This window comes from Bacillus cereus group sp. BfR-BA-01356 (assembly GCF_022663635.1).
GTDB classification, from domain to species: domain Bacteria; phylum Bacillota; class Bacilli; order Bacillales; family Bacillaceae_G; genus Bacillus_A; species Bacillus_A cereus.
This window is the reverse complement of sequence record NZ_JAKUFX010000150.1, coordinates 1-13250: the sequence shown is the minus strand read 5'-3', so window position 1 is coordinate 13250 and position 13250 is coordinate 1. Positions and strand designations below refer to the sequence as shown.

Below are 13250 nucleotides of genomic sequence, written 5' to 3'. Positions count from 1 at the left end.
GAATCGAGAGATTCATAAGAAAACGTCATCCTTTCTAGTCTAGCTTTTTTAGAAAGAATAACGTTTTTTTACACTTGGGGGTAGTGAAGATTTTTAAGTTGATGGGCATGTTTATTACCCCCTATTAAAACATTTATATCCTTTTTTTTTAAAAAACAAAGAAAATTAACACTAATCACCCTCTTTACTATTAAACTACAAATCACCCTATATTTTCCACGATTACTTAATATTAATGAATAATAAAAAGAGACCATGTAATATAAACATGTTCTCTTCTTTTATTCATTTTCAATTTTATCCCGCTATTTGCCGGGCAGTAGGACCCCCACCTCAAAATTCAGCGAAAGCAAAGAAGTTAGGTGGGGGTCGGGCTAATAATCAGCGGGGGCTGACACCCCACTGATTAAAGTTTCACTTTATATAATTAAAAATTAGATATTACTTAAGCCACTCGTTGCAAGTATTACTTAACTGCTGTAAATCTTCTATAAATTGACTCGCATCATATCCATCACAAACCGAATGATGTACTTGTAATGAAACTGGTAGCATAACCTTGTTTCCATCGTTAAAATATTTCCCACAAGTTATAATTGGCAATAGAAAATTTTCATCATTATTAATATTAAGATTAAATCCAGTAAAACTAGTCCAAGGTATGCTAGAAATCGGAAATACATTAGGCGGAATATTTTCTTTCGTGAAAAGACCATGAACACTAGCATAGCATCTCATATCGTCTTCATAATTATTATAAAAAGTGCGGAAATCACTTGAATAATCCGTCCATATACTTGAAAAAGACTTATCATCTTTATGAAAGATTGTATAACTCGGTATCATTTCCTCCCAATAGCCTACAACTCCTTCATCGTTAAAACATGTTCGAAATTTTTTATGATTATTTACTACTCTAGAAATTAAATATATAAAAACGGGATAAAATTTTATTCCCTTTTGATATACTTCCCCTAATAACATCGTGATATCAACATTCACAGTCATACTAAATGTACATTTCAACTTTAAATAATGCTCAAAATGCTGCTCTCTATTCCAATCTTCTCTATCAATTACATGAAACTTCATTCTAATAGCCTCCTAAAATTTTCTTTTTATTTTAGAAGGCTAATTCCCTTGCTTTCACCATAATTGTTCACTCCTAACAGTTTATACATTTGACCCTAATTATTTATTTAATTATATAACATATGTAAGAATCAATTCACATATTTCTGGAAATCCATCCACATACTATAGATAAATCAAATGAAATTTGGAGGATACATACATGAATGAAAAAAATATGAATAAAAAAGAAAATGTTACTGAAAATACTACATCTATTCAAAATAATAATACTGCAAACCTTACTATTGAAGAACAAGCAATGAACGGCTTATACGGAATGCCCGAAACAACAATTGAAGATGCTGATCACGCTGCAGCTGATGATTTGACTTCAAAAAATTAATTAACTACATTGAAAAAAGCCAAGGGAAATATCCTTGGCTTTTTTCACTATGCATCCACCTTTTGTATTTCTTCACTCTTTCTTGAAAGTTTACCTGGCCAAAAAGCAAATCGACCTAAAACTACTGTAATCGCGGGTACAAGTAACGGTCTTACGATAAACGTATCTAGTAATACGCCAATTGCAGTTACAATACCAAATTGAACTAATACTTGAATTGGAAGTGTACCTAACACAGCAAAAGTTCCTGCTAAAATTAAACCTGCCGATGTAATAACACTACCTGTTTGTATTACACCATTTTTTACTGCATCCAAGTGATTTTGTGTCTTTCTGTTTTTCCATATTTCTGAAACCATAAAGATATTATAATCTTCACCTAAAGCAACTAAAAATACGAATGCGTACAACGGTATCGCACCTTGAATGGCCGGCGCTCCCATACCGTAATGAAGTAATATCCATCCTGCTCCTAACGCTGAGAAGAATGATAGGACAACAGTTACAATTAAATAAATCGTCGCAACAACCGATCGTAAATAGACAAGTAATAGTAAAGCGATAATGCTAATCATTACTGGAATAATTACTGATTCATCACGTTCCGTAATTTGCTTTGTATCATATAATGAAGCTGTTTCTCCACCAATCCACAATTGCTCTTCAGCATTACTAATCCCAGCATCTTTTAATACTTTTTCTACATTACTTTTCAATTTAGGAATTTGATCTAACGCTTCAATTGAGTATGGATTTTCCGCTAAAGAAACTTCATACATTTGTATTTGCTTATTTTCTTTTCCCTCTTTTGGCTCTTTCACTGTATTTACGAAAGAAAATTTCTCTAGTTCTTGTTTAATAGGAAGCTCTTTGCCTTTCGTATCAACAACAACTTTTACTGGTGCTAGTTCACCAGCTGAGAAATGATCACTAATTAACGTAAACCCTTCACGAGAAGGCATATCCTTTGGAAACGACTCTAATAAGTCATATGTGTATTGAATACGTGGTACGAATGAAGCCAATCCGCCTAATACAAATACAGTTAGCATAATTATTGTCCACGGTCTTCGTACTACAATATCTCCAAGTTTTTTACTAAAGGAGCCTTTTGATTTTTCAACTTTTACAGCCCTCTTTTTCTTTCTTGCAAACTCCTCATTCATTGAAGTTGTTCTCGGTATAAACGGGAAAAATGCAATTCTACCGAATATTAATAATAGTGCTGGTAAAATCGTTAAAGCAGCGATTCCCATTATAAATACAGCAACACTAAATGGTACTGCAAATCGATGAAAGGCTCCATAATGAGCAAGTAGTAATGTTCCTAATCCAAGTACAACAGTTAATGCACTCATTATAATTGCACCGCCAGAAGCTTTAATCGCAAGTTGTAATGCTTTATATTTACTTTCTTCTTCTAACAAGTACTCTCTATATCTCGAAATTAAAAATAGACAATAGTCCGTTCCAGCGCCAAACAATAATACTGTCATAATTGATATCGCTTGGGCATCTACTTTAATCCATCCGTGATCAGCTAAAAAACCGAGTGTAGGACTAATAATACCGTATGCAAAGCCAACAACAAGTATAGGTAAAATCGCTAAAATTGGTGAACGATACAGTAAAATTAACAAAACTAACACTAGTAGTACAGTAGCCACTAACAATTTCACATCTGCTTGACTAAATAAACTAACTGCATCCGTTTGAATACCTACAGGTCCTGATAATCGAACATGTAAACCAGATTCACTTATTTTTTGTTTAAATGGATCTTCATCCACCTTACTATTCACTATTTTTCTAAACTCTTCAAGATTTCCTTTTAATATATCCGTACCAGCAGATTTATTAAAAAATACCGGTGTAACAAATGATGTACCATCTTTTGACGCACTTTTTAATAATACTTGCTCTGGGATTGTATCAAATGGTGGTAACGTTGATTGTTCTTTTAAAGGACTAGATTTTAACTCTTTATAAACATCTTGTATGAGTTTATAATCCTGTGACTGTAATCCACCATCTCTATACCATACTACTAACAATGGATTCCCTGCATTATTCGGAAACTCTTTTTTCATAAGCGCTTCCGCTTGCTGTGACATAGCTGTTTCAGGTAAATTTTTCGGATTCGGTTCTTTCGTACTGTTTACTTGTGGTAACGTAAATGAAAGTAATAATGTAATAAGAACCCACACCGATAAAGTGATCCACTGCGTATTTCTCCCTGCTACAAGCCTCCCTAACATATGTAACGGGTGCTTTTTCATAAAAACCCACCTTCCTTTTTTCCTCCATTATTAATTATATATACTGGTCGGTTAATTAATCAAGAATGATTGAAAATTATGTTATAATTATCTCAATCATAAATGTCAGGAGCGAATGTATTTGGAACAAAAACAACGTCCTCTCGGAAGGCCGCGTCAAAATAAAAATACAAAATCTACAAAAGAAACCATTTTAGAAGTAGCAACCCGCTTATTTCTTACACAAAATTATCAAGTCGTTTCTATGGATGAGGTCGCAAAAGTTTGTGGTGTTACGAAAGCAACTGTCTACTATTACTATTCAACAAAAGCCGATTTATTTACCGCTACTATGATCGAAATGATGGTACGTATACGTGAGAATATGTCTCAAATACTCTCTACAAACAAAACTTTAGAAGAAAGATTATTAGACTTCGCTAAAGTTTACTTACACGCAACGATGGATATTGATATGAAAAATTTTATGAAAGATGCAAAACTGTCGTTATCTGAAGAACAATTGAAACAATTAAAAAATGCTGAAGATAATATGTATGAAGTACTAGAAAAAGCACTCGATAATGCGATGCACATCGGAGAAATTCCGAAAGGAAACGCTAAATTTGCGGCTCATGCTTTCGTATCTTTATTATCTATTGGGAATTTTAAAGATGAAAATCACAATCCTATTCTTGCAAATATAGATGAATTAGCACAAGAAATCGTTTCTTTTTATTGGAACGGATTAGGTCATTCATATTAAACTAATTTGCTTTAATAAAAGAGCATGTTTGAATTTTTTCAAACATGCTTTTTTATCATTTAAGTGTTTTATTTATATACCAACAATTAGACTACACTTTAGCATCCATTATTAAAAAATTATTATCTTTACCTTTTACAAATTTTGAAGTTGAACATTTATATTCTCCTTACTTAATCCCCCATGGTAACAAACTACAGATTCAATATCTAGATTTAAATACTTCTTCAAAGACTGCCGTGCTTCCATAATATTTAAAGTTGTTGGGGCATGAACTCCTCCTAACACTCCATTCACACTATACATCGAGTCTCCAGCGACAAGAATTTTACTTTGTTTCAAATATAAACTAATATGCCCCGGAGTATGCCCTGGAGTATGGAGAATTAGTATTCCACCGCAATACGGAAGTTCTTGCCCGTCAATCACAGTGTCACTCACTTTTCCTTTTGGTCGGTTCTCTATATTTCCATCCTTCAATAAAGGTAAATCCCCCTCGATATATGGCTTATCTAGTCCGTGCGCATAAACTTTAATATTACTTCGACAGCACTGCAACAATTCCGGAAGACTACCTATATGATCAATATCCTGATGCGTCAAAATCACGAATTTTAACTTATCAAATGATACCCCAACCTTTTCCATCTCTACTTGTATATCTTCAATTTGTCCTGGGAAACCCGTATCTATTAATACTGCCATTTCATCATCCCATAAAAGAATTGGATGAATAACAAATTCTTGAAATTCAAGTTGTAACATTTCTATCCCTTTAGCAATCTCCATACAGCCATTCTCCTTTATGTTGAAGTTTGAAAATATGTACGAGTAAACTGAAAATATAAAGTGAAACTTTAATCCGTGGAGCTTTTACTACTCGGCAAATAGCGGGATAAAGCACCTCTATCTTATAATATGTTTTGTCATCCCAATAGAGAATACTTCAAACCCTATAGATTCATAGTAAGATTGCAATTTTTCTACACACATAAGTTGTGGAATAACCTTGTTTTGTTCACAGTGTTGGATTAATCGTTCCACTATTTCTCTCCCAATACCAATGGACTGATATTTTGGCAATACACCAACTCCACAAATAATGCCTGTTATGACTCTATCTGATATGACACGCCCCATCCCTACCAACCTCTTATCATCAAAAACATAAATTGCATACCAACTTTGCTTACACATTCGTTCTAACTCGTTAACCGTTAATTTAAGAGAATTCCATCCTAAAGATTCGTATAAGGATAATAATCCATTAAAATCTGTAGGATGTTCACTTGTGTAGCGTATACTATTTTCCATGTAAATACTCCCTATTCTCTGGCTTGTTTATATTTCATAAAATTCCTTTTACACAAATCTGATCGATGTAAAAATAACTAGAACAAACTTCAATAAGAAAGATAGAATTCCTTCTCAATATAAAATAAAAAGAAGTTATCTCACTTAAGATAACTTCTTTTTATATAAGACTCTCATTATATTATTAACCAAAAAATATACAACTGCATACGATTAGCACAAACAAAACTAATAAACCATTTGAGAAATAACCCATAGAATACTACCCCTTTATTTCATTATGTAAAAGATTTTATCATAAAATTATTTACAACATAATAACCGAAAAAGACATTGTATTCATTAGTTATATATGTTTAGTAATATTTTATTTTCGGTTATATTCTCGTTCCCTGAAAGTGCTTATCATACTCTTCTACTTCAGTTCATATAAGTTCAAAATATTAAATAATAAGTAAAAAAGACCTCCACCTTACGAGATCTTTTTTACTTATTTTCCAAATACACTAATTGATTCTTCCTCAATTACAAGTAAACAATTAGCATATTACATGATTTAATATCCCAATAGCCAATTCAACTCTATTAATTCGGTTCGACCTTAATATCCCCCTTTTATTCCAAAAACTCAATAATCGTTTCACAGACTTTATCCATCTCCTCGATATCTGGGAAATGTCCACTATTTTCAAATATAACAAGTTTACCATTTTTCAATTGTCTCGTTATTCTATAACTCATTCCTACACCCGTGTTATAGTCATGCGCTCCAACTATGACACACGTATCAATTTCTAAACCTTTAATACGCTCAATAAGCGGTAAAGATGCTTTTGTTCCAAAAATAACTTTGCTCATCTTCCCTGTATTACTTAACTGACTTTCCTCCCAAAGACTCCGATTTAGCTTTGCAAATTCTTCATTTTTAAACAATAGTCGATCTACAGCTTTTGTATCAACTATACTCCAAACTTGATTATACCTTTCTTTTAAAGGAATTTCTGACTTACTTATTATCAATATTTGTTCTTTCATTTCCCCTTTCGTTACTTGTAGAAAACCTTCTATCTGCACAGTATACATATCATTAAAATCATCTAACGATGGTGCTTGCAATACCATTTGTTCAACATTTTTTGGATATTTCAAAGCATACTCTAAACAAATTTGTCCACCAAAAGAATATCCTAACAAATTTATCTTCTCTACATGTAATTGCTTTCTTAATTCCTCTAAATCTTCGACTAGAGTATTGATTGAGTACTCACCGTCATCTTGTGGTGCCTCACTTCGTCCGCAACCTCTTTGTTCGTAATAAACTACAGTCATATTTCCTTCTAACTTCAAACCAAGCGTTCTTTCGAATACATAATGATTACCACCTGGACCACCATGTACTATAATAAGAGGGACTGTATTATGAGCTGTCCCTGCAACTTTACACCAATGCATAATCCCATTGATTTTCAAATAGTGTATACCATCTTGCAACATTAACTGATTCATTTATCCTCTCTCCTCATCGCTCACTTATTACTATCTAAATGTATAAGTTCTGACCATTTACACTTTTCCCCTTTATATTCTTTAGACACTATCCTCATTTATATGAATAGCTTTCTTATTCAAAAATAGATTTTTAAAAATTCCTACTCCCACAATTAATAAACCTATACCAACTAATTTATTTACTTGTAATGGAACACTCTCCATTCCAAATAATCCGAATGTATCAATGCATAACGCAACGACCAATTGAGTAATAAGACTAATTAGCACCGTATATGCTGGGCCTAAGCTCTTTATTGCACCCATTATACAAATAATTAACCCGATACCAAACAGTCCACTTACATAAAACAAATAATTTGTAGTATACACTTTAATGTTAATACTGTTTTCTGTAATGATATAAAATAGAATAGAACTAATGAGACCTATTCCAAGGACACATGTAGTTGTTAACCACTGTCCTACATTTTCATTTACTTTTGCATTAAAAACAGATTGTACGCTAATTAATATTCCTGCTAATATAGCTAAACTAAATCCAATCAAAATCTTCCTCTCCCTTTCATTGCTCATATATATTATCTTTAGCAACTTCCTTCATTCTAGAAAAATCTTTAATTACAATAACTCCATTACTCTTTTCAATTAGTTTTTCATTATAAAATCTTTGTAATACCCGAATTACGTGCCTATAACTTACCCCTATAAAATCTGCAATACTCGTTACTGAAGTTGCATCCAAATCCCCTTTATACATATTCCCGTTACTATCTGTTGAAATTGAAAGCAAATAACTAGCTACACGTACTTCTACAGGATAAAGTAAATTAAGAGCAGTAAAACGAGTCGATATTTTTAACGTGTTGGCAATGTTTTCAAGCAAGAACTTCATAAATATAGGATCATGTAATAACTTGTTTCTAATAACCGTATTAGAAATAGAGATTGCTACAACATCTGAACAAGCCTCAACGACATTATGTGCTTTGCTATTTTGAATTAATTCAATATCACCAACAATGGCCAATGGATTGATAAAGCGAAGGATTAGTTTCTTCCCTTCAGGTGTAATCGTGTAAACTTTTACTTTACCTTTAACAACAAAATATAAACGATCCATTTCGTCATCTATATTGCAAATAAGCTCGCCTTTTTCAAAGTGATTTAATTGAAAATAAGCTGTATCTATTTCTGAAAAAATCTCGAGCGTTTTATTGGTTCTCAAATAATGCGTAATTAAAGCTGATTTATCCTCCATATTCATTTCTCCTTTCATTTACATATTAAATACAACAATACCTATAATCATTACTATTGTTCCCACAATATGATATCTCTCCATCTGTATCTTTTTTATATGAAACAGTCCTTTCATTTCAATAACTGTTGCCGTTAACAATTGAGCAACCATTAGTGTGCCAGCTGTCAATGTAACTCCTAGTGAATATATCGCCATCGTTTCTGCACAAATAATGAATCCGCCAAATGCACCCGCTGCTAAATATACTTTTTTCACACTCTTTAAATCTGTTACTTTCTCTTCTTTCTTTAACAAAAATACAGTTGTTGCAATAATGAATCCAATTAAATGGGTTATAATACTCGTCGACCATATACCGATATGTGAACTAAGTTTCGCATTAAAGGTTCCTTGAAGTGTTATAAATATCCCCGCAAAAACAGCAAATATAATACCTTTCAAAAAATCATCTCCTCATCCTTTATTTCTGACTTAATTAAAAACCATCATCCTATAATCGCAAAAGGACAAATGTCACATCACTATGAAAATAACTTGGAATGAACAAAAAACACACCTCAAAAATGCGAGATGTGTTTATGTTAATTATTCATATATAAAGTTTTATGAATTTAAATTACGCTACATTAAAAGATTTCTTTTTCATAACAAACTTTGCAAATAAGAAACGTACAAGCGGTCCCATAATAATTAATTGTAATGGATATGCCATTATGAAATTTTTAATAAAAATCGAAAAATAAATTGAAACAAATGAATCTCCTTTTAGTCCACCATGTAAATGCATCATAGCCATACCGAAAAATGACATAAAGAACACCATTCCAATTACCATAGTTGTCGCCATTGCAACGATAATATTTATTTTCTTAGATTTATCAAATGGCAACATGAATACAATTTTTTTCGCACAAGGTCCAACTATAAATATTTCAATTAATAGCGCAATAATAAAGCCAATTAATAGTTCTAATGCAATCTCTTTAATATAAATTGATCCTCCTGTTTCATTCATTAGTAAATTGTAAAACGTCATTACGATAACCATTCCAAGGCACATCATCATGCCAAATTGGAGGTTTTCCTTTCTTGTTGTTGGCAAATTTCATCATCCTCTCTCTTTGAGTCTTTGTCATTATATCGACATTGCCCCCCCCCTTCGTAAGTGAACATTTTGTGAACAAATTTAAAACGTTTTCATGTATTTTCTTTACTTTCAACTCAAATTCTCACTTTTACTTATAAAGGTTTTATATATTTCAATGTTGAATTACTAAATTTAACATTGCATTACATTATTACTAGGAGGATAACCATGAATGAAGCAGAATTTTACGCATATCACATCGTAACAAGGAAAAAAATGCATATCGGACAAATCATTCCTTTTAACAAAAATCAACACAATACTCTATACCATTTCTTTTTTGAAAGAGAACAATTAAATGCTAATGGTGAAGATGGCATACAAATTTTAAATAAACACTATAAAAATAACGAATTACATATAAATAATGAAAATGCTAAAGTAGTTATGAATTATATGGATCAAACAATTAGAGCAGTTAGAGAAACAATTGTAGAAATGGTTAGACTACAAGAATTCCCTGAATACCCTTCCAGATTATCTTGTTTATACGCTGCTAAAAGCTATGAGGATGCTTTGAAATGGAGAGCGCTATTTGATTCTTACAATCGAGAAGTTTTGCAGATTGTTAAACTACGAGTAATCGGAAGTTCTTTTGAAGGTGACGGGAATCTTTTACCGAAAGAAGATGGTATTCCTTTTTCTCAAAAAATCGAACAAGCTAGAGAGTATTGGAAAGGAAATATTAGAAATGAGCTTCCTGAGCTACTGATTAATGGAGAAATTGAAGTGGTGGAAATTATTGATGACTTCTCCTCAATTCATATTTAATTTCTAACTAAATCATATAGGATGGAGATTACAATGAAGAAAAAAGTGTACTTCAATCATGATGGCGGTGTAGATGATTTAATTTCATTATTTTTATTACTTCAAATGGAAAACGTTGAACTTACCGGTGTATCTGTTATCCCAGCAGACTGCTATTTAGAACCCGCAATGTCTGCCAGTCGTAAAATTATCGATCGTTTCGGCAAAGGTAATATTGCCGTAGCCGCTTCAAACTCTCGCGGGCAAAACCCGTTTCCGAAAGACTGGCGGATGCATGCATTTTATGTAGATGCTTTACCAATTTTAAATGAGTCTGGAAAAGTTGTAACACCCGTGGTGGCAAAGCCTGCACATCACCATTTAATAGAAACACTTCTACAAACGGAAGGAAAAACAACTTTATTATTTACCGGGCCCCTAACTGACCTTGCTCGTGCATTATATGAAACTCCCATCATCGAAGATAAAATTGAACGTCTCGTTTGGATGGGTGGTACATTTCTTACAGCAGGCAATGTACATGAACCAGAGCATGATGGAACAGCTGAGTGGAATTCGTTTTGGGACCCTGAAGCAGTGGCTCGTGTATGGGATGCACAAATTAAAATCGACTTAGTGACACTAGAAAGTACAAACCAAGTTCCGTTAACTATAAACATACGTGAACAGTGGGCAAAAGAACGAAAGTATATTGGTATGGATTTCCTTGGTCAATGCTATGCAATGGTTCCCCCTCTCGTTCACTTCTCAACGAACTCTACCTACTATTTATGGGATGTACTAACTACCGCGCTTGTCGGAAACACTAACCTTGCAAAAACTGAAACAATTAATAGTATTGTTCATACATACGGACCAAGCCAAGGACGTACAGAGGAAACTACTAATGGACGACCTGTAAATGTCGTTTACGATGTAAAACACGATGTTTTCTTTGAATATATTACTAAATTAGCTAAAAAAGCTGCTACTTGAAACCTCAATAACACGAAAAAAATTTATTAAGAATGATATACTTTAATTAATATAACATGAGGTGATAAGATGGATTATGAGTTACTAAAAGAACGAATAGAAATTATAACTTCTAGAATTAAATACATAGGTGGTGAAGTTCAAGAAGTTTATATAGATGAACCATCTTCCCTTGAACAAATAATCCAAGTAGAAGAAAAACTGGATATTAAACTACCAAATAGCTTCAAAAAAGTACTTTTAGAGTTCTCAGGAAATTTTAGCTTACGCTGGTTTTTACCTGACGATGTAGAGCTACCAAATGAATTTACTGATATTTTTTGCGGAACACCCCACTGGAGTTTAGAAAGTCTTTCTAAATTCGAAAAAGAACGTAAAGACTTGGTTGACGAGTTTTTTTCAAATTTAGATGATGAATATGATGTAGTTTGGCACAACAAATTAGCATTTTGTGAAGTGGGAAATGGAGATTATTTAGCATTTGATATGAAAGATGATATAGATGCTCCAATAATTTACCTAAGCCACGACGATGGAGAAGGACATGGGTATAAGATTGCGAATAATTTCATTGAATTCATTGAGAATTGGTCAAGAGTAGCTTTTGTAGGATGCGAAGATTGGCAGTGGTTACCTTTCACTACCAGTTTTGAAAGTGGTATAAATCCAGATGATGAACCAGCCAAAAAATTTAGAAATTGCTTGGGACTTAATATTTAAAAGAGTATTGAATTAAATTTCAATACTCTTTTTGTGCAATTTAATTATATTTGATTAATGTAGTGTCTTACAGATTATTCATTTCATAACCATTGACAAAATACGTTATTGTTTCTAACTCATCTTCATTTAATTCTCTATCTAGTTCTTGTTTGTACGCTGCCTTTATCTTCTCTTCATCGCCCTTATGAGCTTCTGTATAAGTTCCTACTGCTTTTAACAAGCGAATCTCTTGTAAAAACTCCTCTCGATTTATCGCTTCCCCATGAGAAAGAATATATGTCTCAGCATCAAATTTTTCTAATTCATCTATTAATGCAAACGTTCTTTTCGTCGTATAGTTCCACTTCGAGGAAAAAATATCTGCATATATACAGTCCCCTAAAAACAATATCTTTTCTTCTTTTATGTACATAACAACTGAATCATGTGCATGATCTCCGCCCACATGTTTTAACACGCATGTCACCTCACCAAGATCTAATTCCATTTGATCCTGGAACGTTAAGGCCGGAGGAATAATGTTAATATTTCTCGCTTTTTCTTCAAACTCTTTCTTGATGCAATCCGCACAAAATTCAATTTCAGTACCCTCTTTTACGCGTGCATCCAACGCTTCATCTGTCCATTCATAAGATACTATTGTCTGCATTTCTTTTTTCGTTTCAGCGTGCGAAATAGTTAATGCATTCCGTAATACAGATAATCCAAAAATATGATCCCAATGCCAATGCGTTAGTGCTACAAAATCAGGATTTGATACATTTTGTTCTTTTAACATTTCTAAAAATAATTGTGCATGTTCTTCTGAATTCCCTGCATCGATCATTAACGTTTTTTCTTTTCCAACAACCATTCCTAATATAGGTCTATCTGTTTCAGAAACAGGTGTCATATACCAAAATGAGTTTCCTATTTTTTTAATTTGTTGCATAACCAATTCCCCTCGTATATTAATATTTAAGCCCTATCTCAGGCTTAGTTTTACTCTCTAATAAGAGTCCAGTAATAAAGAAAATACTTGGACGTCTCAAGATATTTCTAGATAA

Annotated in this window: 15 protein-coding genes; 5 read left to right on the top strand and 10 right to left on the bottom strand. The window is 32.8% G+C overall.

The annotated features are described in order from the left end of the window. Nucleotides 1-441: 441 nt before the first annotated feature. The gene (gene catA / locus MR168_RS29060) at nucleotides 442-1092 is read right to left on the bottom strand and encodes a type A chloramphenicol O-acetyltransferase (RefSeq protein ID WP_000668526.1); all 651 of its coding nucleotides are present in this window, start codon (nucleotides 1090-1092) and stop codon (nucleotides 442-444) included. A 202-nt stretch (nucleotides 1093-1294) separates the two neighbouring features. Here catA and MR168_RS29055 point away from each other — a divergent pair, with 202 nt between their 5' ends. Beyond that, on the top strand, nucleotides 1295-1477 hold the full coding sequence (locus MR168_RS29055) for a DUF4021 domain-containing protein (protein ID WP_016122477.1): 183 nt from the start codon (nucleotides 1295-1297) through the stop codon (nucleotides 1475-1477). A 47-nt stretch (nucleotides 1478-1524) separates the two neighbouring features. Here the strand turns inward: MR168_RS29055 and MR168_RS29050 are convergent, their stop codons facing one another. Continuing rightward, nucleotides 1525-3756 carry an MMPL family transporter gene (locus MR168_RS29050; protein ID WP_006918625.1) on the bottom strand — a complete coding sequence of 744 codons (2232 nt, stop codon included), beginning with the start codon at nucleotides 3754-3756 and terminating at the stop codon, nucleotides 1525-1527. A 121-nt stretch (nucleotides 3757-3877) separates the two neighbouring features. On the opposite strand from MR168_RS29050, the gene MR168_RS29045 reads away from it, so the two are divergent. Then, nucleotides 3878-4501, top strand: coding sequence for a TetR/AcrR family transcriptional regulator (locus MR168_RS29045; RefSeq protein ID WP_000436025.1), 624 nt, complete (start codon nucleotides 3878-3880; stop codon nucleotides 4499-4501). Nucleotides 4502-4636: 135 nt separating this feature from the next. On the opposite strand, the gene MR168_RS29040 is transcribed toward MR168_RS29045, so the two are convergent. From MR168_RS29040 to MR168_RS29010, 7 genes are all read right to left on the bottom strand, one after another. Next, nucleotides 4637-5290 (bottom strand): MBL fold metallo-hydrolase, encoded by a 654-nt coding sequence (locus MR168_RS29040; protein WP_006918619.1) that lies wholly within the window; start codon nucleotides 5288-5290, stop codon nucleotides 4637-4639. 117 nt (nucleotides 5291-5407) lie between these two features. Beyond that, the gene (locus tag MR168_RS29035) at nucleotides 5408-5815 is read right to left on the bottom strand and encodes a GNAT family N-acetyltransferase (protein WP_086411616.1); all 408 of its coding nucleotides are present in this window, start codon (nucleotides 5813-5815) and stop codon (nucleotides 5408-5410) included. A 615-nt stretch (nucleotides 5816-6430) separates the two neighbouring features. Further along, the gene (locus MR168_RS29030; RefSeq protein ID WP_016122472.1) at nucleotides 6431-7321 is read right to left on the bottom strand and encodes an alpha/beta fold hydrolase; all 891 of its coding nucleotides are present in this window, start codon (nucleotides 7319-7321) and stop codon (nucleotides 6431-6433) included. 81 nt (nucleotides 7322-7402) lie between these two features. After that, nucleotides 7403-7873, bottom strand: coding sequence for a DMT family transporter (locus MR168_RS29025; RefSeq protein WP_000579025.1), 471 nt, complete (start codon nucleotides 7871-7873; stop codon nucleotides 7403-7405). Between the two features lie 16 nt (nucleotides 7874-7889). Then, nucleotides 7890-8585: a Crp/Fnr family transcriptional regulator gene (locus MR168_RS29020; RefSeq protein WP_006918616.1), complete on the bottom strand. Its 696-nt coding sequence runs from the start codon at nucleotides 8583-8585 to the stop codon at nucleotides 7890-7892. 18 nt (nucleotides 8586-8603) lie between these two features. After that, the gene (locus MR168_RS29015) at nucleotides 8604-9029 is read right to left on the bottom strand and encodes a DMT family transporter (RefSeq protein WP_006918615.1); all 426 of its coding nucleotides are present in this window, start codon (nucleotides 9027-9029) and stop codon (nucleotides 8604-8606) included. 175 nt (nucleotides 9030-9204) lie between these two features. Further along, entirely contained in the window at nucleotides 9205-9690 is a 486-nt protein-coding gene (locus tag MR168_RS29010; protein WP_016122471.1) for a DUF2798 domain-containing protein, read from the bottom strand. A gap of 213 nt (nucleotides 9691-9903) precedes the next feature. Here MR168_RS29010 and MR168_RS29005 point away from each other — a divergent pair, with 213 nt between their 5' ends. From MR168_RS29005 to MR168_RS28995, 3 genes are all read left to right on the top strand, one after another. Beyond that, nucleotides 9904-10506 (top strand): DUF2441 domain-containing protein, encoded by a 603-nt coding sequence (locus MR168_RS29005; protein ID WP_001001045.1) that lies wholly within the window; start codon nucleotides 9904-9906, stop codon nucleotides 10504-10506. Between the two features lie 21 nt (nucleotides 10507-10527). Beyond that, on the top strand, nucleotides 10528-11481 hold the full coding sequence (locus tag MR168_RS29000; protein ID WP_113303728.1) for a nucleoside hydrolase: 954 nt from the start codon (nucleotides 10528-10530) through the stop codon (nucleotides 11479-11481). Between the two features lie 69 nt (nucleotides 11482-11550). After that, a complete protein-coding gene (locus MR168_RS28995; protein WP_025709637.1) occupies nucleotides 11551-12201 on the top strand; it encodes an SMI1/KNR4 family protein in 651 nt (216 codons plus the stop codon). A 67-nt stretch (nucleotides 12202-12268) separates the two neighbouring features. On the opposite strand, the gene MR168_RS28990 is transcribed toward MR168_RS28995, so the two are convergent. After that, nucleotides 12269-13135 carry an MBL fold metallo-hydrolase gene (locus MR168_RS28990; protein WP_001184097.1) on the bottom strand — a complete coding sequence of 289 codons (867 nt, stop codon included), beginning with the start codon at nucleotides 13133-13135 and terminating at the stop codon, nucleotides 12269-12271. Nucleotides 13136-13250 lie beyond the last annotated feature (115 nt).